Below are 22522 nucleotides of genomic sequence, written 5' to 3'. Positions count from 1 at the left end.
GTCGCGTTGACGCTCGCCGCAGCGGTCGCCACGGCGAGCGTCAACGCGACGATGGCGACAGCTCTGCGGCGCACGGGGGCCTTCCGGATCGGGAGCGATCCCGCTCACGCCGTGCCGCGTGCCGGCGCGTCACAGCGCTTCGGGCACTGCAGGCTCGGGGGCGTGGGGCGGCGGGTCGGGATGCGTCAGCGCCTGCCGGTGCCGAAGATCCCGCGGATCACTCCCCCGAGGATAGTCTGCGTCGACTTGGAGTTCAGGATCTGGTCGAGCGGCGACTTCTGGGTGGATCGGGAGGTGCGCGTCGTGCCCGCCGTCTTCTTGAGCAGCCGCTCGTACTCCTGCTGCGCCTTCTTCTCGGCCGCGGCGCTCGCCTTGTCGGCGGCGGTCTGCTGCTTGTCGATCGCGGCCTTCTGCTTCGCGTACTCGGCGTCGGCCTTCGCCTTCGCGAGGGCCGCGTCCTCGGCGGCGGCGGCATCGTCGGCGGCCTTCATCTTGGCCGCGAGCACCTCGCGCGCGGACTCGCGGTCAATGGCCGTCCCGTACTTCGCCAGCAGGGGGGATGCCTTCACCGCGGCCTCGATCGCGGGGTCGGGCGTCGGCGACATGAGTCCCTGCGGCGCGCGCAGCCGCGTCCACGCGACCGGAGTCGGGGCGCCCTTCTCGCTCATCACCGTGACGATGGCCTCACCGGTGCCCAGCTCCTGCAGCACGCGCTCCAGGTCGTAACCGGACTTCGGGTACGTGCCGACGGTTGCGCGCAGCGCCTTCGCATCGTCAGGGGTGAACGCGCGCAGCGCGTGCTGCACGCGCGAGCCCAGCTGCGCGAGCACGTCGGAGGGCACGTCCTTCGGCGTCTGCGTCACGAAGAACACGCCGACCCCCTTCGAGCGGATGAGCCGCACGGTCTGCACGATCGCCGACAGGAAGTCCTTCGAGGCGTCCTTGAACAGCAGGTGGGCCTCGTCGAAGAAGAAGACGAGCTTCGGCTTGTCGGCGTCGCCGACCTCGGGGAGGATCTCGAACAGCTCGGCGAGCAGGTACATCAGGAACGTCGAGAACAGCGCCGGCTTGTCGATCACCCCCGGCACCTCGAGCAGGCTGATGATGCCGCGCCCGTCCGGTGCCGTGCGGATGAAGTCGGCCACGTCGAACTCGGGCTCGCCGAAGAAGACGTCGGCTCCGGCATCCGCGAACGTGATCAGCTCGCGCAGGATCACGCCCGCCGTCGCCGCCGAGAGCCCGCCGAGCTCTTTGAGCTCGGCCTTGCCCTCGTCGCTGGTGAGATGGCTGAGGACGGCACGGAGGTCCGCCAGATCGACGAGCGCGAGGCCGTTGGCGTCCGCATAGTGGAAGACGAGGCCGAGGCTCGACTCCTGCGTGTCGTTCAGCCCGAGCACCTTGCTCAGCAGCAGCGGCCCGAAGCCCGACACCGTCGCCCGCACCGGAACGCCCTTGCCGATGCCGCCCAGCGCGAAGTACTCGGTGGCGGATGCCTCGGGCTTCCAGTCCTGCCCGATCGCCCGAGTCCGCGCGAGCAGCTTCTCGCTCGGCTCCCCCGGCGTCGCGACGCCCGACAGGTCGCCCTTGATGTCGGCGGCGAACACCGGCACACCCTTCGCCGCGAGCTGCTCGGCGAGTCCCTGCAGTGTGCGGGTCTTGCCCGTCCCGGTCGCCCCCGCGACGAGGCCGTGGCGATTCATCATGCCGAGCGGGATGCGGATCTGCGCCGACGTCACCGGGTCGCCGTTGAGGAGTGCGCCGAGATCGAGAGTGGTCTCCTCGAACGTGTAACCGGACGCGATCTTGTCGACGTCCTGCTGCGTGAGCGGACCGGTCTGCGTCGGTGGGACGGTCCGTGAGGAGGAGGGCTCCTGCGTCTGCGAGGCCGAGCCGGGCGCTCGCGCGAGCTCTGAGGTCGTCGAACCCGAGCTCTGCCCGGCCGTCGCGGCGGCGTCTGATCCTGCGCCGTCCGACGTGGCCGGAGCACCGACCGCGGGTCCGGCCGGAGTGGCTGCAGCGGCAGTCGCGGCGTCGTTCGCCTTGGCCTTCGCGGCGGCGGCCTCCGCGGCAGCGAGTGCGGCCCTGGCCTGCGCGGCCTTGAGCTGCGCCTCGGCCGCATCCGCCTCCGCGCGCAGCCGGGCAAGCTCGGCTTCCGCGGCCAGGACGGCCGGATCGGTCGCGCGGGAATCAGGCACGGTGGAATCGGGCGCGGTCATGCGCCCAGCCTAGCCAGCGGCCCTCGCCGCGATAGCCGTCCCCTCCCGCGCCATCGGCAGGGCGAACGCCGCCGCCACCACCAGCGCCGCACCGGCGCCGATCATCGCGCCACCGAGCGTGTCGCTCAGCCAGTGCGCGTGCAGGTAGGTGCGACTGAAGGCCATGAGCAGCACCCATGCGGCGCCCACGATGGCCACCCACAGCCGGGGGAAGATCACGGTCGCGGCCACCGCGATGGTGGCGGCGTTCGCCACATGCCCGGATGGGTATGAGCCGTAGTCCGACAGCACGAGGATGTCTTCCGGCCGCACCCGCCCGAAGAGGTGCTTGAGCACCTGCACTCCCGCTGCCGACACCGCCTCAGCGGCCAGGAAGTACGCGGCGGCCCACGGCCGCCGCAGCACGATGAGCCCGATCGCTGCGGCGATCGGCACCAGCAGGACGCCGAACCAGCCGCCTCCGAGGAAGTCCATGAGGTGCGCGAACCCGGTGATGACCGGACGCCACCACTCGCCCATGAGGGCGTTCCACGCGGTGTCGACGACGAACGGCTCCTCACCGCGCGAGAAGATCCACCACCCGAGCAGACACGACAGCACCACCAGCGACGACCCGGCGATCAGGTAGGCGATGACGGGGACGGCGACCCGCCGCTCTGTCGTGGTCATCGCCCCATTGTGCCTGTCACCTCGCGACATCCACCTCATCCGGGCTTTTTCCGCGCGCCCTTGACAATCTCCGTCGGGACGGGTTGCCGTTCCGTGACAGCGTCGGTGGCGTCGGGCAGGATGGGCGCCATGCGATCACGGGCCGTCGACATCGTCCGCACCCTCGTCGCGCCGCTCACGCGTACCCGGGTGTTCCGGCGTGTCCTGGGTCCGCTGCTGCTGCCGCCGGTCGAGCGCTTCGTCGGCTGGATCTCGCACGGGCGCGTGCAGGTGAGCGCGCTGCTCGTGCCGTCGCTCGTGCTTCACACGGTCGGCGCCAGAACGGGCGAACCCCGCGACGCCGCGCTGATGTACACCCCCGACGGTCACGGACGTGCGATCGTCGCGGGCACGAACTTCGCCGGTGCCCGCCATCCGGCATGGACCAACAACCTGCTGGCCCACCCGGAGGCCGAGATCACGGTCCGCGGACGCCGCATGCCGGTGCACGCGAGTCCCGTGCCTGCTGCCGAACGCGACGCCGTCTGGGCGCGCATCGAGGCGCAGTGGCCCGGCTATCGCAACTACGAGCGCGAGTCCGGGCGCACCGTGCGCCTGTTCCGCCTGCAGCCCGTCGCACACGCGGACTGACCGCGGTCAGGGCGCGAGGCGCTCCACGGTCCGCGGCCGCACGATGAGCCACAGCGACAGCAGGCCCACCACCGCGCACCCGACCATGACCGAGGCCATCGTGGTGGCGGTGATGCCGGCATCCTTCGCGATCCATCCCACCAGCGGCGAGATGATGCCCGCGACGCCGAAGTTCGTGGCGCCGACGATCGACTGCGCCGTGCCCGCCGCCTTGCCGTGGCGGTCGAGCGCCAGCACCTGCACGCACGGGAACGTGAAGCCGCAGCCCGTCATGAAGACGAAGAGCGGCACGATGGTGCCCCACAGTCCGAGCCCGAGCTGGTCGGTGACGATGATGGCGGATGCCGCCACCACGAGGACCGCCGTCGACCAGGCCATGACCCACTGCGGGCCGAACCGGGCCGCCAGGCGCGACGCGGCCTGCACGCCGAGCACGACGCCGAGCGAGTTGACGGCGAACATCAGGCCGTACTCCTGGGCGCTCAGGCCGTAGTCGAGCTGGAAGAGGAACGACGAGCTGGACAGGTACGAGAACAGCCCCGAGAACGTCATGCCGCCGATGATCAGCACGCCGATGAAGACCCGGTCGCTGAAGACGCTCCGGTAGCGCTGCCACACCGTCGTGGAGCCTCGCTCGCGGCGGCGCGCGGGCGGCAGTGTCTCGGGGAGGAACACGAGCGCCGACACGAGCATGATGGCGCCGTACACCGCGAGCACCACGAATACGCCGCGCCAGGGCATGACGGCCAGCAGCGCCGAGCCGACGAGGGGCGCGAGCACCGGGGCGACACCCGAGACGAGCGCCAGCCGCGACAGCATCACCACGAGTCGGCGACCGCCGAACAGGTCCCGCACGATCGCTGCGGCCACGACGCCGCCCGCGGCCGCCCCTGCGCCTTGGAACACCCGCGCGACCGACAGCAGCTCGAGGGTGGGGGCGAGAGCGGCGGCCACGCTGGCCACGACGTGGAGGGCGGTCACCGACAGCAGCGGCACCCGCCGACCGACCTTGTCGCTCAGGGGGCCGACGATGAGCTGGCCCAGCGCGAACCCGATCATCGTCCCCGTGAGGGTGAGCTGGATCATCGCGGCCGTGGTGTCGAAGTCGGCCTCGAGCACCGGGAACGCCGGCAGGTAGAGGTCGATCGTGAAGGGGCCGAGCGCCGTGAGCGCGCCGAGCAGCACGATGTAGAGGACGCGACGGCGATGCGGGATCGAGTCGCCCGGGTGCAGCACGATCGGCGCGGTGGCCGGGTTGCTCCCGAGCGTTCGGATGGCGCCCGTGGTCGTCGGGTGCGGGTGAGGCGGAGTCGGGGGCTGCGGGCCGGCAGCCTGCTGGTCTGCGTGGGGCTGGGGCTGCTGTACGGGGAGCGATGCGGTGTCGAGCAACAGTGGATTTCGTTTCGTGGCGGGGTTTCGACGGTCGGCGTGTGACGGCGGCATCGACTCCGCGTCACGCGGGAGCGGAGCCAGGACCGAGACGATGTGGTCCGGCGCTGCCGATCGGCACCAGGACGCAGGGGGACGACCGTGAAGGTCGAATCGATTCGAGTCCATGATAACGGATGCCTCCCCTCGACCGCATCCGTCAGCAGACGGTTGCCGCTGTCGGCGCCCTCTCAGGGCTAGGACACATGCGCTCGCATAGGATGAGGACAACCCGTCACCCGCTTCTGCGGCACGTCGCGGGCGCCCAGACCCCTGTTATGGATTGGCAGAGATCACGAGCATGACCCCGACCACCGACAAGCGCGCGAGCGGCAACCCGGCCACGCAGGCGAAGATCGACCTCACCGTCAAGCAGCAGCGCGAGCAGAAGCGCCAGGAGAAGCTGGCCGAGTACCAGAGGCAGCTCGCCAAGCGTCGACGCAGCAAGCTCGTGTGGTGGATCGTCGGCTCCGTCGCCGCGGTCCTCGTCATCGCCGCGATCGTCGCCTCCATCGTCTTCGCTCCCGCACCGGCTCCGACCTACGACCGCGGCGCCGGCGACGGCAGCGACATCGAGGGAGTCGAGACGTTCGAGAACACGGCGAACCACGTCGACGGCAGCGTCGACTACGCGCAGTCGCCGCCGGCCGGCGGCGATCACAACGCGATCTGGCTGAACTGCGGCGTGTACACCGAGCCGGTGCCGAACGAGAACGCCGTCCACGATCTCGAGCACGGTGCGGTGTGGGTCACCTACGACCCCACCCAGGTGTCCGACGACGACGTCGCGAAGCTCGAAGCCCTGCTCCCCTCGACGTACTCGGTGCTCTCGCCGTACGAGGACATGGACACCCCGATCGCGGTGAGCGCCTGGAACGCGCAGCTGAAGGTCGATTCCGCCGATGACGAGCGCATCGAGGAGTTCATCACCGCGTACTGGCACTCGACCAACGCGCCGGAGCCCAACGCGCTCTGCACCGGCGGGCTCGACGCGCCCGGCAAGAAGTAGCGCTCACGTGTCGGACGAGGCGCCGACGTCGGGCACCCGGCGGTGGCTGGTCATCGGCGTCGCTCTCGTCCTGATCGCCGCACTGGGCTTCGCGGTCGGCCGGTTCTCGACGTTCGGCTCGCAGGCCGTCGCGGCCACGCCCGGCACGGGTTCACCTGAGGCCGGGTTCTCCCGCGACATGCAGGTGCACCATGCGCAGGCGATCGAGATGGCGATGCAGATCTACCGCAAGACCGACGACGACGAACTGCGCATGCTGTCGTACGACATCGCCACCGGGCAGGCCGGTCAGCGCGGCGAGATGTTCGACTGGCTCGTGCAGTGGGGACTCCCGCAGTCGGGTGCTCCGATGATGCAGTGGATGAATGCCACCACCGGCGACCACGATCACGGGGGCGCGTCGGGCGAGCCGATGACCGAGGACGAGGCCCGCGAGGCCATGGGCATGGCATCCGCGGAGGAGATGGCCGCGCTGGAGGCGGCCACGGGCCAGGAGGCGGACTGCCTGTTCCTGGCCCTCATGATCCGCCACCACGAGGGGGCGATCCCGATGGCCCAGGCGCTCCTCGACCTCGGCAGCGACCCCCGCGCTCTTGAGGTCGCGCAGGCCATCGAGAACGGCCAGACCTCCGAGATCGACGCGATGCGGTCGATCCAGAACCGCCTCGGCTGCTCGGGCTGACGTTCGCCCACCGGTCGAGCACCCGCTGAGTGCGGCGCGGTCGGAGAACACGCCCGCAGACGGATGCCGCGACCCGGCGTCGATCGCCAGGTCGCGGCATCCTTCGGCTCTGCGTGCCGGGTCAGCCCTTCGTCGCGCCGGCCAGCAGGCCGCGCACGAAGAACCGCTGCAGCGAGAGGAACACGATCACCGGCACGATGAGCACGAGGAATGCGCCCGCCGACACCAGGAACCACTGATCGCCCCACGACCCGGAGAGCGAGTTCAGCGTCTGCGTCATCGGCAGCGAGGACGAGGGCGCGAAGATCGTCGCCACCAGCAGGTCGTTCCACACCCAGACGAACTCGAGGATCGCGAACGACGCGAGTGCCGGCGTCGCGAGCGGCAGGATGATCCGGAAGAAGATCTGCCCGTGCCCCGCACCGTCCACGCGCGCCGCCTCGATCACGTCGGACGGGATCTCGGCGATGAAGTTGTACAGCAGGAAGATCGCGAGCGGCATGGCGAACATCACGTGCGCGATCCACATCGTCGCGAAGCTGTGATCGACCTCTCGCATCTCCAGTCCCGGGAACACCGCGACATCCCCGAACTCGAGCCCGCGTGAGAACAGGCTCAGCAGCGGCACCAGTGCCATCTGGATCGGTACGATCTGCAGCGCGAAGACCGCGACGAAGATCACGCCCCGGCCCTTGAAGTCCATCCAGGCGAAGGCGTACGCGGCGAGCGCTGCGATCGCGAGCACGAAGACCGTCACGGGAATCGTGATCGCGAGCGAGTTGAGGAACGACTCGCCCAGGGTGAGCGCCGTGCCCCCCGAGGTGAGGGCCGCCTGGTAGTTGCCGAGGACGAAATCAGGGTTGGTGAAGACGGTCCACCACCCGGACGACGCCGAATCGGCGCCGGGACGGAACGAGGTGATCAGCAGCCCGAGCGTCGGGATGGTCCACAGGAACGCGATCGCGATGGCGACCACGGTGGCTATGGGCGATGTCATCCGCTTCTGGGCCTGCGCCTCGCTGCGACGCGTCTCGCGCGCGACCTTGCGTGCGCTGGCTCTGTCGAACTGCGGGCTCGGCTTCTTCTCGTCGACGGCGGTCATCACCGCACCTCCCTCTGCCTGCGCAGCTGCCTGACGTTGTAGATGATCAGCGGGGTGACGAAGATGAAGATCAGCACCGCCAGCGCCGCCGCGTGCCCGTAGCTCTGGAACCGCTGCTGCTGGTTCACCATCTCGAAGCCCAGCACCGTCGAGTTGGACCGGCCTCCGGTCATCACCGCCACGATGTCGTACAGCTTGAGGGCGGCGATGGTGACCGTGGTGAGCACGATGACGATCGCCGTGCGGATGCCCGGCACGGTGACGTTGGTGAACCGCTGCCACGCGTTGGTTCCGTCGAGCTGCGCGGCCTCCATCTGCTCGGCCGGCACCGCCTTGATCGCGGCGGACAGGACCACCATCGCGAAGCCGGTCTGGGCCCACACGAACGCGAAGAGCAGGCAGAACGTGTTGACGAGCGGCCAGACGTCGAGCCACCTGACCGGTTCTCCGCCGAACGCCACCACGAGCGCGTTCAGGATGCCGATCTGCTCGCCCTGCCGGTAGTCGTAGACGAACTTCCAGATGAGGCTGATGCTGACCGGCGCGATCGCGAAGGGGATGAACACCAGGATCTTGAGGATGCGGTCGCCGCGCGCCCGCTCCATGAAGGCGGCGTACGCCAGCCCGACGACCGTGGCGAAGATCGGTGCGAAGACAGCCCAGATCAGCGTGTTGATGATCGACCAGAACCCCTGCGGGTTGGTGAACGCCCACACGTAGTTCTCCATGCCGACGAAGTTCTCGCCGGTCTTGTCGAAGAACGACTGGATGATCGTCGCGATCGACGGGTAGATGAGGCCCATCAGGATCAGGATCGCCGCCGGGGCCAGGAACAGCGTCAGCTGATACAGGTACCCCGCACCTTCGCGTGCGCGGTAGTCGGCGTAGAACAGCAGCCCGCCCGCGATGAGAGCGATCGGGATCACGTAGATCACCGCGTTCTGGTACGGCCGCAGCATCATGAACGCGATGAGCGGGATCGCGAAGCACGAGATGAGCCGCAGCCAGAAGTAGCCCGTGCCCTGACGCGGCGCGTACTCGATGAGCACCAGCAGGATGCCGACGACGACCGCGAAGATCAGCAGGACGACCGGGATCTGCAGGATCGGCCCCAGGTTGCCGATCCATTGGAAGAACGAGTTGAACGAGAATCCGAGCGAGGTCGGCCGGGCGTCGGGAGCCGGCGGACTGAGGAACAGGAAGATCAGCAGCGCCGCGATCAGGATGAAGCCGATCGTGACGACAAGCCGTGTGGTCGTCCGCGAGGGCGGCCGCTTGCCGCCACGCTCGGGCGGCGGCGCTGCTTCCGCCTGCGCCGTCGTTGAAGTGGTCTGAGACATGTTCTGCCTTCCCCCGTCGACGCCGACGGATGACGTCACCCCGGTGCCGGACCCGCCCGCAGAGCGAGCGGACCCGGCACCGAGGTGCGGTGCGTCAGTTCTCGTAGCCTGCCTGGATGTCTTTCAGGACCTGCGGTGTCGGCTTGCCGTCGATCCAGTCGACCATGCCGCGCCAGAACGATCCCGAGCCGACGGTCGCCGGCATCAGGTCGGAGGCGTCATAACCGAACACCGTCTCGGGGTCCTGCACGACCGTCATGGCGTCGGTGAGGAACTTGCTCGAGGCGAGCGACGGGTCGGCGCCGGTGTTGGCAGAGATCGCGCCGCCGAGAGCGACGCGCGCGTCGGCCCACTCCGGCGTCGACATGTACTCCGCCACAGCCTGCGTCGCGGCGTCGTCCGAGAAGACCGTCACGAACTCGCCTCCACCCGACACCGAGAACGGCTCGCCCTCGAATCCGGGCATGAGGAAGGCGTACACGTCGCCGTCCTCGGCCACGTCAGGTGTCGCACCCTCCGCCGTCTGCACCGCAAGGAAGTTCGCGGTGAGGAACGACGCCTGATGCGTCAGCGCGCACGAGCCGTTGGCGACGGCCGCGGCGATGGGGTCGCCGAAGGCTGTCGAGTTGATGCTCTTCACGTCTCCGAACCCGGCGTTGACATACTTCGGATCGAGCAGGATCTTCGCCACCTCATCGAAGGCGGACTCGATCTTGGGGTCGGTGAACTCGACGTCGCCCGCAGCCCAGCTGTTGTAGACGTCGGCGCCCGACTGGCGAAGCACGAGGTCTTCGATCCAGTCCGTGCCCGGCCATCCGGACGCGGCCTCGGACGAGAACCCGGCGCACCACGGCGGCTGGCCCGTCTTCTCCTGGATGGTCGCGGTGAGCTCCAGCAGCTCTTGCCAGGTGGTGGGAATCTCGACGCCCCACTCCTCGAAGCTCGCCGGCGAGTAGTACACGTAGCCCTTGAGGTTCGCGAGCATCGGCGCGGCGTAGAACGTGCCGTCGACCGAGCCGTAATCCTTCCACGCGGGAGCCCAGTATTCGTCGACGTTGGCCGAGACCTCGTCGGTGCCCTCTTGCACCTCGCCGGTCTCGACGAGCGAGCGGAACAGACCCGGCTGGGGCACGATCGCGATGTCGGGCGCCGAGCCTCCGGCGACCTTCGTGACGATGTTGCCCTCGAAGCCCTTGTCGCCGGTGTAGACGACCTCGATGCCGGTGTCGGCGGTGAACTCGTCGAACGACTTCTGCAGGTTGTCCGCCTCGGTGCCGGTGATGCCGCCGGAGATCTCGACGGTTTCGCCCTCGAGCGAGCCGTCGCCTCCGTCGCCCTCATCTCCACCCTCGGCGCAGCCCGCGAGGGTCAGTGCCGCGACGGTGGCGAGCCCGAGAGCGATGTAGCCGTGTCGACGACGTGATCGCAGTGCAGTCATGTTCGTCTGCCTCCTCTTCGAGTCGCGGAGCCGCATGGCCTGCGCACCCCGCACGTATGGATCGGGAACCGATTCCATGTTCACGGTATTGGATGCCGCATGGCGACACAATGACTGCCGGTCACAACTCGGTAAACGTCTGAGCCCCGGGTGGCGGGTCCGAGGCGATCACGGCACAATGAGGTCCGGAACCGGTTCCACAATCCGCGCGACGGCGGCGTCGCGGGAGGCGAGGAGGACCCGATGGCGGGCATCGCCGACGTCGCTCGCGCGGCAGGCGTCTCGAAGTCGACCGCCTCCCGTGCGCTCACCGGGTCCGGTTACGTCTCGACGGCGACGCGCGCGAGGGTGAGGGATGCCGCGGCCGCCCTCGGCTACGTCCCTACGACGAGCGCGGTCAGCCTGGTGACCGGCCGCACCCAGACCGTCGGCGTCGTCATGCCCTCGCTCGATCGCTGGTTCTTCGCCCAGGTGCTCGAAGGGATCCAGGATGCGCTGCGGGAGCGCCGGTACGACCTCGCCCTCTACGGTGCGCCCCCGGACTCCCCCGCGCGACGCGAGATGTTCGAGCACATCCTCGCCCGAAAGCGGTTCGACGGGCTCATCGCCGTGGGCATCGAGCCGAGCGCTCGCGAGCTCGAGCGGCTGGTGGCCTTCGGCAGGCCCGTCGTGGCCGTCGGCGGCTACGACGTCGGGACCAACGCGGTCTCGATCGACGACCAGGCGGCGGCGAGGATCGCCACCGACCACCTGATCGGGCTCGGGCACCGCGACATCGCGTTCCTCGGCGGCGATCCCGACGGGCACCGGACCAGCTTCGGCGACGGCCGCCGCCAGGACGGCTACCGGAGTGCGATGCGGGACGCGGGGCTGGAGGCATCCGTCCGTCATGTCCAGTCCGAGGCGACGATGCCGGACGGGTACCGCGTGGCGGTGGAACTTCTCGGCGACCGACGAACCCGCCCGACGGCGATCGTCGGGGTGTGCGACGAGGTGGCGGTCGGCGCCATCATCGCGGCGAGGCGGCTCGGCCTCCGCGTCCCGGAGCGCCTCAGCGTCATCGGCATCGACGACCACGCCTACGCCGAGATGTTCTCGCTCACCACCCTGCAGCAGCGCCCCCATCAGCAGGGTCGCGCCGCCGTGCAGCTGCTCATGTGGCAGCTCGACGACCCGGCCGCCCCGACCCGCCGGCTCTACGAGTCCTCGCCGCTGGTCGTGCGCAACTCCACCGCGGCGCTCAACGACGATGCGTCGGCGATCGTCGGCGTCGGGGCGCGCGACACCCGCTGAGCCGCGCCCGGAGTGGGCGGAGATCTCCCCTTTCGCGATCCCCCCGGTCGGGCGCTGGCTCAGAGCAGGCCGAGGTCGCGGAACGTGCGGCCCTCCCAGGCGACGCGTTCGACGGCATCCTCCACGCCCGTCACCGTGCGGAACGTCTGACCGCCGGATGCCTCGACCCTGACGAGCTCGGGATCGATCGGCGTCGCCGGCGGCCCCGTGACGACCGCCTCGAGCACTCGCGTGAAGGCTCCGGTGCGCCGGAGCGGGGCGAGCAGGTCGCTGCCGTCCCGGATGTGTGCCGCCAGATCGTCGAGGAGAGCCGTGCGCTCGAAGGCGTACGTCCGCGGGAGCGCCGCACCGTCGCGATGCACGTGCAGCGTGTCGAGGGTGTACACGTAGACGAGGAAGCCCCGGGTGCCCCGCACCAGCACGTACGGCTCATGGCGCCGTGCGGCGGTGGCCGCGAGACCGGCCGCGATCTTCGTGCCGTCGTGAAGACCGACGACCAGCGACGACGTGTCGTCGGTGTCGATGTCGTTCGCCCGTCGCAGATCGGCGTCGATCGCCACCACGTCTTCGGGCGCCTCCGCGCCGGCGATCGCGAACGCCGTCGCCACCGCGTGCGCCAAGGGATTGGTCACGACGCCGTCGGCGATCAGTCGCCCGTCCACTGCCCGGTGGCCCGCCCAAGGCGCACGACGCCAGTACTCCTCCGAGCGCGACCACTGCCCCACCGCGCCGACATGCACGAGGTCCCCGATGACACCCGATGCCAGGGTGTCGGCCGTCGCAGGCACACCCGCGCTCCCGAGCGACTGGAAGCCGACCTGCACCGCCCGGGAGGCGGCATCCGCGGCACTGAGCAGCGCGTGATGATCGGCGACCGATGGCACCGGCGGCTTCTCGAGCAGCACGTGGACGCCGCGCGACAGCGCGAGGCGTGCGAGTTCGGTGTGCGTCGGAATGGGCGTGCTCAGCACGACCACATCGAGTTCGACGTCGGCGATCATCGCCGCGGCGTCGGCGAACACCCGGGTGGAAGATGGCACGTCGCCGCCGCCCCGGGGGTCGGCGACGGCGACGAGTTCGAAGTCCGTGCGGGCCAGCACGGCGTCCACGTGGCTGCGCCCGTGCCCGTGGACACCGGCGACGCCCACGCGCAGGGGTGCGCTCGCGCGCAGCGGTGCGGTCACAGGCCTGCCTCAGCCCGCAGCGCGGGAAGTGCCGCTTCGACCGCGGCGGCATCGGCCAGTTCGGTATCGAGCACATAGGCCGTCAGCTCGAGGTTCAGCTCGCCCCCTTCGGGGATCGTCCGCGGCTCGTCCCAGGCCACCGACGGACCGGCGCCGAGATACTCCGCGAACCGGACGAACCACGGCAGGCGCTCCTCGCCCTGGGTGAGCACGACCGTGGTGCCGCGATCCGGGAAGGTGAAGGCGAGCCAGTCGGTCGCGGCGCCGTGCACCTCGCGTTCGGTGTCCCCCGCCGGGCTGAACACCCGGGCGATCTCCGGGGCGAACCGCCAGAAGATGCCGCCGTAGCCGGCGCCCTCACGGCCATTGGTCGCCGGCGAGCCGAACGTGATGGCGTCGAGCGTCGCCTTGAGATGACTGCGCCACCGCAGCGCCCAGCCGCCGGCGAGTTCGGCGGAGCGCAGCTCGCGCACCTCGACCAGCTGAGTGGTGCCGTTCTCATCCACCCAGCTGAGCCGCTCGTCGAGTGAATGGCCCTCGATGCGCAGCCGGTCCCGCCGCTGGCGACCGTGGTTGGGCACCATGATCGAGCCCTCGCCGCGCACGTAGGTGCGCCCGCCCCAGTAGGACGTGCCGTTGACGTCGGCGATCGCGAGACTCACGCCCAGGTGATGCGGGTGATCGGTGGGCTCCGTCACGCTGAGCGGCGTGCCGGTGCGCGAGATCACGGCGTCGAGGTACGGGCGAGGCGACAGCACCGAGTCGACGTTCGTCCCCTCCTCGTACTGTGCCACGACCGTTGACCCCAGCCGCAGGACCGGACGGGCGGGGCCCACCCAGCCGCTGGCATGGGATGCGGGACCGGAGCTCTGCCGCGCCACGAGGACCGGCCGATAGAACAGGGGGTGGTCGGCGTTCTCGCCGTCCAGCGCTTGACGCATGCGATTCCAAGCCTGCCGCCCGATCTCGATCCGCGGAACCGACATGGTCGTCAGCGGAGGGGCGGCGAAACGAGACTGCGGGATGTCATCGATCCCGACGATGGACAGCTGTTGGGGAACCTCGACGCCCACTTCGCGCAGACGCGACATCAGACCGAGAGCGACGAGGTCGTTGAAGGCGATGGCCGCCGTCGCGCCGGTCTCGAGCACGGCGTCGGCGGCGTCGTAGCCCGCCTCCATGCTGGAGCCCGCCGGGATGGTGAGGAACTCGAGGTCGGGGTATTCGCGAGCGAGCTCGCCGAGCCCCTGGGCGCGCTGCTCGTTCGCATAGCTGAGCGCCGGTCCGGCGACATAGGCGATGCGCCGGTGACCGAAGCCGCGCAGATGCGCGCCGAGCTCTTTCACCGCAGTGACGTAGTCCACCGAGAGCTGCGCCGCGGCGGTGTCGTCCACGCGGCGGTTCACCACCACGACGGGGGTCGTGCGCTGGATCAGCTCGCGCAGCTCGGCATCCGGCATCCGTGGCGAGACGAGCACCAGCGCGTCGCACTTGCTCCGCGCCTCGCCGGCGATGTCGGCCTCCACACCGACGGCCTCCGCGCTGTCGGCGACGAGCACGCGGTACCCGTCGCGGGCCGCAGCGACCGTGAGCCCCTTGAGCACGCCCTGGAACAGCGGGTTCTCGAGATCGGGCACGAGCAGAGCGATGGTGTGGCTGCTCCCCCGCACGAGGCTGCGCGCCGCCTCGCTCGGCGAGTAGTTCAGCGCGGCGACCGCGCGGTTGACCTTGGCGACGATCGCCGGATCGACGGTGGCGACGCCGTTGAGGACGCGCGACACCGACGCCTGCGACACTCCCGCGTGCTGCGCGACCTGCGCCATCGTGATCGGGCGCGCTGTGACCTCGCTCAACGGATCCCCTCCTCTCTCAATCTTGGGCGTCGACGAGCCCGGTGGGGCGCATTCGCGCGTGCGACTTGCTCCCGGCGACGGCCGCGGCGGGATTGTCTGCGGGCCCGCCCGGGGCCGGACCCCTCATCACTTCGGTCCGGCCCCGTGCGGTCTGGGGACGACGGGCCGCGCCTCGGGTGTGCGCGGCCCGCTCGTCGGCTAGATGGCGGCGTCGTCCAGCGCCTGCTGCAGCTCCGCGATGAAGCTCTCTGCGGCATCCTCGGGCGACAGCTCGCCGAACAGCACCCGCTGGGTGTGCTGGTCGATGATCGTCTCGATGGCGCCGCCGCCCGGCGGGGTCGCCGGCGGGGCGTCGCCGACGCGCGGCGCGATCTCGTCGAGGAAGTCCACGACCTCCTGGTTGATCTCGTCGAGCTTGGGAGTGATGTACTCGCGGATCTTCTCGTTCGCCGGCACGCCGCGCTCGGCGAGCAGCAGGTCCGCCGCCTCCTCGCTGTTCGAGAGGAAGTCGAGGAACAGCGCCACCTCGGCGGGGTACTCGGTCTTGGCGGACGCCGACCAGAACATGGACGGCTTGTAGTACGCCGCCGCGCTTTCGCCCTCGTCGGGCGTCGGCACCATCAGCGGCTCCAGGTTCTGGCCGCTCGCCTCACGCAGCGCGGCGACCTGGTTCGACCACCACGGACCGAAGGCCGACTGGTTCGTCGCGGTGAACGATTCGGCGAGACCCGCCGACTCGCGCTCGATCGTCGCGGAGGGGTCGGGGGTGCCGCCCGCCTCGGTGACGTCGAGCAGGTTCTGCCACCACGCGGCGAGCGTCTTCGGGGACGCCGTCACTTCGGGCGATCCGTCCTCGGCGTAGAGGGACTCGCCGTGCTGGCGGAGCCAGTTGTTGAGCCCGCCGTCCTCGAAGCCCCACGACTGCGAGCCGACCACGGCGCCGCCGCTCTTCGCGGTGACCTCCTCGGCGATCTCGTTGAGGTCGTCCCACGACCACGTCTCGTCGTCGGGCAGCTCGATGCCGAGGCTCTCGAGCAGGTCGACGTTCGCCATGTAGGTGTAGGAGTTGATGCCGACCGGGATGCCGTACTGCGTGCCGTCCAGCGCGCCGGTGCCGAGCACGGCCTCGGGGAAGTCGTCGGTCGGGAGCTGGTCGCCGAGGGTGCCGAGGTCGAGCAGCACGCCGTTGGCGGCGTACGTCGACAGCTGCTTCTCGTCCATCTGGATGATGTCGGGGGCATCGCCGGCGGCGACGGTCGTCGCCAGCTTGTCCCAGTAGCCGGCCCAGTCGGTGTACTGCGGCTCGATGGTGATGTTCTCGTGCTCGGCCTCGAAGGCCGCGATGAGCTCTTCGGTGATCCCGTGACGAACGTCGTTGCCCCACCAGGTGAAGCTGAGGGTCACGGGCTCATCTGACAGGGTCGGGCCGGTCGCGGCGGGGGCCTCCGTCGGTCCCGCGCACGCCGTCAGCGTCAGCATCGTCGCTGCGCCGACGGAGGTCAGCAGCAACCAGCGCGGTGCGGTTGTGGTGCGTCGCATGTCTTGCATCCTTTCGACCGAAGTCGGTGAGTGGGTATTGGTGCGTGTGATGAGGGTGGGCCTGGCGGCCCGCGAAGGTGAGCGTGACGCGGACGTCACTTGATCCCGGTCGTCGCGATCCCCTTGATGAGGAACTTCTGGCCGAACAGGAAGATCAGGAAGATCGGGATGAGCGAGACGACGCTCATCGCGAACATCTGGGCGTAGTTGGTGGTGCTCTGCGCGTCTTCGAAGGAGCGCAGCGCCAACGGGACCGTGTACAGCTCGGGCTTGGTGAGGAAGATGAGCTGCGAGAAGAAGTCGTTCCACGTCCAGATGAAGGTGAAGATCGCCGTCGTCGCCAAGGCCGGGACCATGAGCGGGAGGATGATCTGCAGGAAGATCCGCGGGTGGCCGGCGCCGTCGATCCGCGCGGCTTCATCGAGCTCCTTCGGGATGCCGCGGATGAACTGCACCATCAGGAAGATGAAGAACGCGTCGGTCGCGAGGAGCTTCGGCACGATCAGCGGCAGGAACGTGTTGACCCACCCGAGCTGGGAGAAGAGCACGTACTGCGGCACGATGATGACGTGGATCGGGAGCATGATGCTCAGCAGCATCACGGCGAACCAGAACCTCTTGGCCGTGAAGTCCAGGCGGGCGAACGCGTAGGCGGCCATCGAGCACGACACCAGGTTGCCGATGATGCAGCCGATCACGATCAGCGCCGAGTTCCACATGTACACGTTGAACGGGTACGCCAGAGCGTTCCACCCGTCGGTGTAGTTCGAGATCTGGAAGCTGTCGGGGATGATGCTCGGGTCGCGGAAGATCTCGTCGTTCGGCCGCAGCGAGCTCACGACCATCCAGATCACCGGATAGAGCATGGCCAGCGCGAGACCGATGAGGAGGGTGTGCCTCACGATGCTCGTCACCGGCTTGCGGAAGGGACTGCGCCGGCGGGAGCGCGGTGCGCGGCCGGTGACGATCGTCTCGGTCGCGAGCGTGGCCGTCATGGCGGCGTCGTCAATCTTGGTCATCGTAGAAAACCCAGAATCTCGAGGTCCAGAACATCAGGACGGTCAGAATGCCGATGATGACCAGCAGCAGCCACGCCATGGCCGACGCGTAGCCCATGTTGTAGTTGGTGAAGCCCTGCTGGTACAGGTACAGCGTGTAGAAGAGCGTCGAGTCGACCGGTCCGCCGGTGCCGCCCGAGACGATGTACGCCTGGGTGAACGACTGGAACGTGCCGATGAGCTGCAGCACCGCGTTGAAGAAGATGATCGGGGTCAGCAGCGGCACCGTGATGCGGAACAGCTGCTGGCGGCGGCTCGCACCATCGACGTCGGCGGCTTCGTAGTACATGGTCGGGATCTGGCGCAGCCCTGCCAGGAAGATGACCATCGGCGAACCGAACGTCCAGACGTTGAGGATCATGAGCGTGCCGAGGGCCGTGTCGGGATTGGAGATCCAGCCCTGCCCCTGGATGCCGAAGACCGCGAGCACCTGGTTGACGAGGCCGTCGACCCCGAAGATCTGACGCCACAGGATCGCGATGGCGACGCTGGCGCCGAGCAGCGAGGGCAGGTAGAACGCGGAGCGGTAGAACGCCAGCCCGCGAAGTCCCCGATCCAGGATGATCGCGAGGAACAGCGCGACCGCCAGTTGCAGCGGCAGTGACACGAACACGTAGGTGAAGGTCACCTGGAGCGAGGCGGCGAGGCGCTCGTCGGTCAGCATCCGCTCGAAGTTCTGGAGGCCGATCCACTTCGGGGGGCTCAACAGGTTGTAGCGGGTGAACGACAGGCCGAACGAGGCGATCATCGGCCCGATCGTGATGAGCACGAGCCCGACGAACCACGGCGCGAGGAAGAGGTACGCGGCCTTGTTCTGCTTCTTGCCGCCGGACTTCGCCGCCTTGAGCTTGCCGAGCTCGCTGATCGCGCTCATGCGCGTGCTCCACGGGCACGACCGGGCGGCCGTGTTCTGGGGCGGTGCGTCGTCGTCACCGTGTCCTCCGGTCTCGTCATCGAGTGAGAATGCGCATTCTGGAATGCGCTTTCTCATTCTTGTCAGAACCGATGCCTGAATGCAAGTCCCGGAGAAAATCAGGGGCGGTTCGAGATCAAACCGTGAGAAAGGGATTTCGCAGAATGGGTGCTGCACGACTCCGCATCGACCGTCGGGCATGACGAGGGCCCCGGATGCTCAGCATCCGGGGCCCTCGTGATTCGCAGAGCGGGTTACTTGAGGGTAACCGTCGCGCCAGCCTCCTGGAGAGCGGCCTGAGCCTTCTCGGCGGCCTCCTTGGTCGCGCCCTCGAGGACGGCCTTGGGAGCACCGTCGACGACGGCCTTGGCCTCGCCGAGGCCGAGCGAGGTGAGCTCGCGGACCGTCTTGATGACCTGGATCTTCTTGTCGCCGGCAGCCTCGAGGATGACGTCGAAGGAGTCCTTCTCCTCGACCTCTTCCGCAGCGGCACCGCCACCGGCGCCGGCAACGGCGACGGGGGCAGCAGCGGTGACGTCGAACTTCTCCTCGAACGCCTTCACGAAATCGCTGAGCTCGACGAGCGTCAGGTCGGCGAACTGCTGGAGCAGCTCCTCAGTGGTGAGCTTCGCCATGATGTATCTCCTAAATAGATGGGGTGGTGGGGAGGAAATCGCCGGTCGCTTACGCGGCCTCGGCGGTCTCCAGCTTTTCGCGAAGCGCGTCGATGGTCGCGGCAGCCTTGCCCATCGTCGCCTTCATCATGCCCGCGGCCTTCGCCAGCAGAACCTCACGGCTCTCGAGCGAGGCGTACTTGTTGACCTCGTCGGCGTCGATCGAGTTGCCCTCGAACACGCCGCCCTTGATCACCAGAAGCGGGTTGGCCTTGGCGAAGTCACGCAGAGCCTTCGCAGTGGCGACGAAGTCGCCGTGCACGAATGCGATAGCCGAGGGGCCCTTGAGGTCCTCGTCCAGCGACGTGATCCCCGCGTTGTTCGCGGCGATCTTGGTCAGCGTGTTCTTCACCACGGCGTATTCCGCGTCCTGACGGATGCTGTTGCGCAGCTGCTTGAGCTGGGCAACCGTCAGACCGCGGTACTCGGTCAGCAGTACGGCGTTCGAGTTCTCGAAGTTCTTCGTGAGCTCGGCGACCGATGCATCCTTCTGCGCCATGGTCACTCCTTGTGTGGATGAGACGCTCCGCGATGGCGGGGCGTCGGCCTCGACATCCGCTCATCTGATCTCGTCACGGCAACAGAAAAGCTCCGGCGCAAGCGCACGGAGCTGGATTCCCGAATCCGGGAGAATCATTCGTGACACCTGCGCGGGCCCCTGCGATGCAGTGCTTCGATCCCCTGCACTCGCGTGCACGACGATGACCGGCGGTCTTTGGCTCCCACAAGGGTACGCGACGGCTCGGTTCTCGCCAAATCGGCGCCGCCCTGGCCATCGAGTCGCGGCTCGCTGTGTCGGCGGCGTGCGGCCCCGTTGCGCACGGCGCCGCCGAGGTACAGGCTCGCATCAGAACCAGCACGACCGCGTCGCGCGGCAATGCGCCGCGCGACGGAGAGGACGAGGATGTCCGGCAACAGGGCCGTCGCCTACAAGCGCCCCGGCGAGGTCGAGGTCATCGACACGGATTACCCGACCTTCGAGCTGAAGGACGGTCCCGGTGTCAACCCGGCGAACGTCGGCAGGAAGGTGCCGCACGGCGCGATCCTCAGGACCGTGAGCACGAACATCTGCGGTTCCGACCAGCACATGGTGCGCGGTCGCACGACGGCGCCTGCCGGCCTCGTCCTCGGCCACGAGATCACCGGCGAGGTGGTCGAGGTGGGCCCCGACGTCGAGTTCGTCAAGGTCGGGGACATCGTCTCCGTGCCCTTCAACATCGCGTGCGGCCGCTGTCGCAACTGCAAGGAGGGCAAGACCGGCATCTGTCTCAACGTCAACCCCGACCGGCCGGGGAGTGCGTACGGCTACGTCGACATGGGCGGCTGGGTGGGCGGCCAGGCGGAGTACGTGCTCGTACCGTACGCCGACTGGAATCTGCTGGTCTTCCCCGACCGCGACCAGGCTCTCGAGAAGATCCTCGACCTCACGATGCTCTCCGACATCTTCCCCACCGGATTCCACGGCGCATACACCGCGGGAGTCGGCCCCGGATCGACCGTCTACATCGCAGGGGCCGGGCCCGTCGGTCTCGCCGCCGCGGTGGGGGCGCAGCTGCTCGGAGCGGCGGTGGTCATCGTGGGCGACCTGAACGCGGACCGCCTCGCACGGGCACGAACGTTCGGCTGCGAGACCGTCGACGTGTCGGCGGGCGACCCGAAGGATCAGATCGAGCAGATCCTCGGTGTGCCCGAAGTAGACAGCGGCGTCGACGCGGTGGGCTTCGAAGCGCGCGGACACGGGGCGGATGCGTCGCATGAAGCCCCCGCGACCGTCCTCAACTCCCTGATGGACCTCACCGCGGCAGGCGGTGCGCTCGGCATCCCCGGTCTCTACGTCACCGGAGACCCGGGCGGCATCGACGAGGCCGCGAAGGTCGGGTCGCTGTCGCTGCGGCTCGGACTCGGCTGGGCGAAGTCGCTCTCGTTCACCACCGGCCAGTGCCCTGTGATGCGCTACAACCGCCGGCTGATGATGGCCATCCTCCACGACAAGGTTGCGATCGCCGACGCCGTCGGCGCCACCGCCATCGGACTGGAGGACGCCCCGCAGGGGTACGCCGACTTCGACCAGGGTGCGGCGAAGAAGTACGTGCTGAATCCCAACGGCTACATCCCGTCCACCTGACAAGGAGCCGATCCCTCTGTCGGGGCATCCGCTCATCGACGAAAGGAACACCACCATGTCCGTCACCCTCGAGGACGCCCGTCGCATCATCGCCGCCGCGGAGAAGCGGGCCGATGAGATCGGCCAGCCCATGAACATCGCCGTCGTCGACGCGGGAGGCAACCTCGTCGCCCACGTCCGTCAGGACGGCGCATGGATCGGCAGCGTCAACATCTCGATCAACAAGGCCTGGACCTCGCGCGCGTTCGACATCGAGACCAAGACCCTCGGAGAGAACTCGCAGCCGACGCAGCAGTTCTACGGCATCCACGCCACCAACGGCGGCAAGGTCGCCATCTTCGCCGGCGGTGTGCCCCTCTCCCGCGACGGCGCCGTCGTGGGTGCCGTCGGCGTCAGCGGCGGCTCGGGCGACCAGGACCAGACGGTTGCGGAGGCCGGCGCCGCCGCCTTCTGACGCAACGGCACCGGAGGCCGACACGGCGGCCCGCTACTCACGCCAGGGGCAGAGATCGACCTTGTGGCCGTCCGCGTCCGCCAGGGTCCACCACTCGGGGGCGTGGGAGTCGTCGACGATCACCCCGCCGGCGGCGAGCGCGGCCTCGAGACGCTTCTCGATCACGTCGCGCGGAGCGTTGACATCGAGGTGCGACCTGCCGCGCAGCGGCTTGTCGACCGGCTGGAACCAGATGAGGGGCCCGCGTCCGTCGGAGTCGAACAGCACGCCGTCGCGCACCTCGCGAAAGCCCGTCGCCGCCTTCCAGAACGCCAGCGCGCCGCTCGGATCCGGCGTGGCCACGGCGAGCATGAGGTCCTGCATCCGCTCGGTCTCCGCACGGATGTCGAGCTCGCGGGCCGCCTGCGAGATCTGCGCGGCGAGCGCGGCATCCTTCGCCGTCAGTCCGCCCGCCGAGTGGGTGAAGAGCCGCACGCGCACGGTGGCGTAGCGCACGTCGACATCGGGGTGGTGGTCGGCTTCTTCGGCGAGGTCCGCGATCGCCGCGAACAGCTGCGCGCCTGCCGCGAAGCTGCCGGTGCGGAACAGGGCGAAGGCGCCCGTGACGCGAGGACGCCAGTCCTCGACACCCGGGAACGCGCGGAACTCCTTTGACGTGATGGTGCTCATGATCCCGAGGATGCCACCGCCACGCCCGAGCGCAACCCCTTGTCGTCCCGCGCATCCGGCGACCGCGCCCCCGTGAGACAGACCTTCGCGGCGGGTGCGTCGCAGGCGGTGGATGTCGGGTCGGCGGCGTAGCCTCGAAGGGTGAACCCCGAGCACGCCGCCGCACGCCCCTCGGCGCTCGCGGCGCACGCACCGGAGGTCGCCGCCCGCATCGTCGCGGACTCGCGCGACCGCGTGGCCTGGGTG

General features: G+C 69.0%; 20 protein-coding genes. 6 read left to right on the top strand and 14 right to left on the bottom strand.

Going from position 1 to position 22522, the window contains the following annotated elements; all coding sequences use genetic code 11:
• Window positions 1-185: 185 nt before the first annotated feature.
• Window positions 186-2216, bottom strand: a complete 2031-nt coding sequence (locus tag ACI3KY_RS17435; RefSeq protein ID WP_404931406.1) for a helicase HerA-like domain-containing protein — start codon at window positions 2214-2216, stop codon at window positions 186-188.
• A 9-nt stretch (window positions 2217-2225) separates the two neighbouring features.
• A complete protein-coding gene (locus ACI3KY_RS17430; protein WP_404931405.1) occupies window positions 2226-2885 on the bottom strand; it encodes a phosphatase PAP2 family protein in 660 nt (219 codons plus the stop codon).
• Window positions 2886-3014: 129 nt separating this feature from the next.
• Between ACI3KY_RS17430 and ACI3KY_RS17425 the strand changes: the two genes are divergently transcribed.
• The gene (locus ACI3KY_RS17425; RefSeq protein WP_404931404.1) at window positions 3015-3515 is read left to right on the top strand and encodes a nitroreductase family deazaflavin-dependent oxidoreductase; all 501 of its coding nucleotides are present in this window, start codon (window positions 3015-3017) and stop codon (window positions 3513-3515) included.
• A gap of 6 nt (window positions 3516-3521) precedes the next feature.
• On the opposite strand, the gene ACI3KY_RS17420 is transcribed toward ACI3KY_RS17425, so the two are convergent.
• The gene (locus ACI3KY_RS17420) at window positions 3522-4904 is read right to left on the bottom strand and encodes a multidrug effflux MFS transporter (RefSeq protein ID WP_404931403.1); all 1383 of its coding nucleotides are present in this window, start codon (window positions 4902-4904) and stop codon (window positions 3522-3524) included.
• A gap of 340 nt (window positions 4905-5244) precedes the next feature.
• Here ACI3KY_RS17420 and ACI3KY_RS17415 point away from each other — a divergent pair, with 340 nt between their 5' ends.
• Together ACI3KY_RS17415 and ACI3KY_RS17410 are read left to right on the top strand one after the other, a co-directional pair.
• Complete coding sequence (locus ACI3KY_RS17415) at window positions 5245-5952, top strand: DUF3105 domain-containing protein (protein WP_404931402.1); 708 nt, start codon at window positions 5245-5247, stop codon at window positions 5950-5952.
• A 7-nt stretch (window positions 5953-5959) separates the two neighbouring features.
• Window positions 5960-6634 (top strand): DUF305 domain-containing protein, encoded by a 675-nt coding sequence (locus ACI3KY_RS17410; protein ID WP_404931401.1) that lies wholly within the window; start codon window positions 5960-5962, stop codon window positions 6632-6634.
• Window positions 6635-6755: 121 nt separating this feature from the next.
• On the opposite strand, the gene ACI3KY_RS17405 is transcribed toward ACI3KY_RS17410, so the two are convergent.
• The 3 genes from ACI3KY_RS17405 to ACI3KY_RS17395 all read right to left on the bottom strand — a co-directional run bounded on the left by ACI3KY_RS17405 (window position 6756) and on the right by ACI3KY_RS17395 (window position 10514).
• The gene (locus tag ACI3KY_RS17405) at window positions 6756-7736 is read right to left on the bottom strand and encodes a carbohydrate ABC transporter permease (protein ID WP_404931400.1); all 981 of its coding nucleotides are present in this window, start codon (window positions 7734-7736) and stop codon (window positions 6756-6758) included.
• Window positions 7736-9076: a carbohydrate ABC transporter permease gene (locus ACI3KY_RS17400; protein ID WP_404931399.1), complete on the bottom strand. Its 1341-nt coding sequence runs from the start codon at window positions 9074-9076 to the stop codon at window positions 7736-7738. The genes ACI3KY_RS17405 and ACI3KY_RS17400 overlap by 1 nt, the downstream gene beginning before the upstream one ends.
• 94 nt (window positions 9077-9170) lie before the next feature.
• The gene (locus tag ACI3KY_RS17395) at window positions 9171-10514 is read right to left on the bottom strand and encodes an ABC transporter substrate-binding protein (protein WP_404931398.1); all 1344 of its coding nucleotides are present in this window, start codon (window positions 10512-10514) and stop codon (window positions 9171-9173) included.
• Between the two features lie 243 nt (window positions 10515-10757).
• On the opposite strand from ACI3KY_RS17395, the gene ACI3KY_RS17390 reads away from it, so the two are divergent.
• Window positions 10758-11807: a LacI family DNA-binding transcriptional regulator gene (locus ACI3KY_RS17390; protein WP_404931397.1), complete on the top strand. Its 1050-nt coding sequence runs from the start codon at window positions 10758-10760 to the stop codon at window positions 11805-11807.
• 59 nt (window positions 11808-11866) lie between these two features.
• On the opposite strand, the gene ACI3KY_RS17385 is transcribed toward ACI3KY_RS17390, so the two are convergent.
• The 7 genes from ACI3KY_RS17385 to rplJ all read right to left on the bottom strand — a co-directional run bounded on the left by ACI3KY_RS17385 (window position 11867) and on the right by rplJ (window position 19527).
• The gene (locus ACI3KY_RS17385; protein WP_404931396.1) at window positions 11867-12991 is read right to left on the bottom strand and encodes a Gfo/Idh/MocA family protein; all 1125 of its coding nucleotides are present in this window, start codon (window positions 12989-12991) and stop codon (window positions 11867-11869) included.
• Entirely contained in the window at window positions 12988-14844 is a 1857-nt protein-coding gene (locus ACI3KY_RS17380) for a DUF6807 family protein (protein WP_404931395.1), read from the bottom strand. Before ACI3KY_RS17380 ends, ACI3KY_RS17385 begins: the two co-directional genes overlap by 4 nt.
• 198 nt (window positions 14845-15042) lie before the next feature.
• The gene (locus ACI3KY_RS17375; protein WP_404931394.1) at window positions 15043-16383 is read right to left on the bottom strand and encodes an ABC transporter substrate-binding protein; all 1341 of its coding nucleotides are present in this window, start codon (window positions 16381-16383) and stop codon (window positions 15043-15045) included.
• A 95-nt stretch (window positions 16384-16478) separates the two neighbouring features.
• The gene (locus tag ACI3KY_RS17370; protein WP_404931393.1) at window positions 16479-17402 is read right to left on the bottom strand and encodes a carbohydrate ABC transporter permease; all 924 of its coding nucleotides are present in this window, start codon (window positions 17400-17402) and stop codon (window positions 16479-16481) included.
• Window positions 17389-18315 carry a carbohydrate ABC transporter permease gene (locus ACI3KY_RS17365; protein ID WP_194413180.1) on the bottom strand — a complete coding sequence of 309 codons (927 nt, stop codon included), beginning with the start codon at window positions 18313-18315 and terminating at the stop codon, window positions 17389-17391. Before ACI3KY_RS17365 ends, ACI3KY_RS17370 begins: the two co-directional genes overlap by 14 nt.
• Before the next feature lie 293 nt (window positions 18316-18608).
• The gene (gene rplL, locus ACI3KY_RS17360) at window positions 18609-18989 is read right to left on the bottom strand and encodes a 50S ribosomal protein L7/L12 (RefSeq protein ID WP_194413179.1); all 381 of its coding nucleotides are present in this window, start codon (window positions 18987-18989) and stop codon (window positions 18609-18611) included.
• Window positions 18990-19038: 49 nt separating this feature from the next.
• The gene (rplJ, locus tag ACI3KY_RS17355; RefSeq protein WP_194413178.1) at window positions 19039-19527 is read right to left on the bottom strand and encodes a 50S ribosomal protein L10; all 489 of its coding nucleotides are present in this window, start codon (window positions 19525-19527) and stop codon (window positions 19039-19041) included.
• Window positions 19528-19932: 405 nt separating this feature from the next.
• Between rplJ and fdhA the strand changes: the two genes are divergently transcribed.
• Window positions 19933-21153: a formaldehyde dehydrogenase, glutathione-independent gene (gene fdhA, locus ACI3KY_RS17350; protein WP_404931392.1), complete on the top strand. Its 1221-nt coding sequence runs from the start codon at window positions 19933-19935 to the stop codon at window positions 21151-21153.
• A gap of 55 nt (window positions 21154-21208) precedes the next feature.
• Window positions 21209-21607: a heme-binding protein gene (locus ACI3KY_RS17345; protein ID WP_194413176.1), complete on the top strand. Its 399-nt coding sequence runs from the start codon at window positions 21209-21211 to the stop codon at window positions 21605-21607.
• 33 nt (window positions 21608-21640) lie between these two features.
• Here the strand turns inward: ACI3KY_RS17345 and ACI3KY_RS17340 are convergent, their stop codons facing one another.
• Window positions 21641-22276, bottom strand: coding sequence for a 4a-hydroxytetrahydrobiopterin dehydratase (locus ACI3KY_RS17340; protein ID WP_404931391.1), 636 nt, complete (start codon window positions 22274-22276; stop codon window positions 21641-21643).
• Window positions 22277-22522: the final 246 nt, after the last annotated feature.

It is taken from the genome of Microbacterium sp. ZW T2_14 (assembly GCF_044987405.1).
Lineage (GTDB): Bacteria > Actinomycetota > Actinomycetes > Actinomycetales > Microbacteriaceae > Microbacterium.
This window is presented reverse-complemented; position numbering and strand designations above follow the sequence as displayed.

What these genes read in the sequence shown, in the direction of transcription:
- ACI3KY_RS17430 (WP_404931405.1), bottom strand. Translation starts at nt 2,885, where the DNA reads ATGACCACGACAGAGCGGCGGGTCGCCGTCCCCGTCATCGCCTACCTG.
- ACI3KY_RS17390 (WP_404931397.1), top strand. Translation starts at nt 10,758, where the DNA reads ATGGCGGGCATCGCCGACGTCGCTCGCGCGGCAGGCGTCTCGAAGTCG.
- ACI3KY_RS17370 (WP_404931393.1), bottom strand. Translation starts at nt 17,402, where the DNA reads ATGACCAAGATTGACGACGCCGCCATGACGGCCACGCTCGCGACCGAG.
- ACI3KY_RS17375 (WP_404931394.1), bottom strand. Translation starts at nt 16,383, where the DNA reads ATGCGACGCACCACAACCGCACCGCGCTGGTTGCTGCTGACCTCCGTC.
- ACI3KY_RS17415 (WP_404931402.1), top strand. Translation starts at nt 5,245, where the DNA reads ATGACCCCGACCACCGACAAGCGCGCGAGCGGCAACCCGGCCACGCAG.
- ACI3KY_RS17340 (WP_404931391.1), bottom strand. Translation starts at nt 22,276, where the DNA reads ATGAGCACCATCACGTCAAAGGAGTTCCGCGCGTTCCCGGGTGTCGAG.
- ACI3KY_RS17365 (WP_194413180.1), bottom strand. Translation starts at nt 18,315, where the DNA reads ATGAGCGCGATCAGCGAGCTCGGCAAGCTCAAGGCGGCGAAGTCCGGC.
- ACI3KY_RS17425 (WP_404931404.1), top strand. Translation starts at nt 3,015, where the DNA reads ATGCGATCACGGGCCGTCGACATCGTCCGCACCCTCGTCGCGCCGCTC.
- ACI3KY_RS17405 (WP_404931400.1), bottom strand. Translation starts at nt 7,736, where the DNA reads ATGACCGCCGTCGACGAGAAGAAGCCGAGCCCGCAGTTCGACAGAGCC.
- rplL (WP_194413179.1), bottom strand. Translation starts at nt 18,989, where the DNA reads ATGGCGAAGCTCACCACTGAGGAGCTGCTCCAGCAGTTCGCCGACCTG.
- ACI3KY_RS17435 (WP_404931406.1), bottom strand. Translation starts at nt 2,216, where the DNA reads ATGACCGCGCCCGATTCCACCGTGCCTGATTCCCGCGCGACCGATCCG.
- rplJ (WP_194413178.1), bottom strand. Translation starts at nt 19,527, where the DNA reads ATGGCGCAGAAGGATGCATCGGTCGCCGAGCTCACGAAGAACTTCGAG.
- ACI3KY_RS17345 (WP_194413176.1), top strand. Translation starts at nt 21,209, where the DNA reads ATGTCCGTCACCCTCGAGGACGCCCGTCGCATCATCGCCGCCGCGGAG.
- fdhA (WP_404931392.1), top strand. Translation starts at nt 19,933, where the DNA reads ATGTCCGGCAACAGGGCCGTCGCCTACAAGCGCCCCGGCGAGGTCGAG.
- ACI3KY_RS17400 (WP_404931399.1), bottom strand. Translation starts at nt 9,076, where the DNA reads ATGTCTCAGACCACTTCAACGACGGCGCAGGCGGAAGCAGCGCCGCCG.
- ACI3KY_RS17395 (WP_404931398.1), bottom strand. Translation starts at nt 10,514, where the DNA reads ATGACTGCACTGCGATCACGTCGTCGACACGGCTACATCGCTCTCGGG.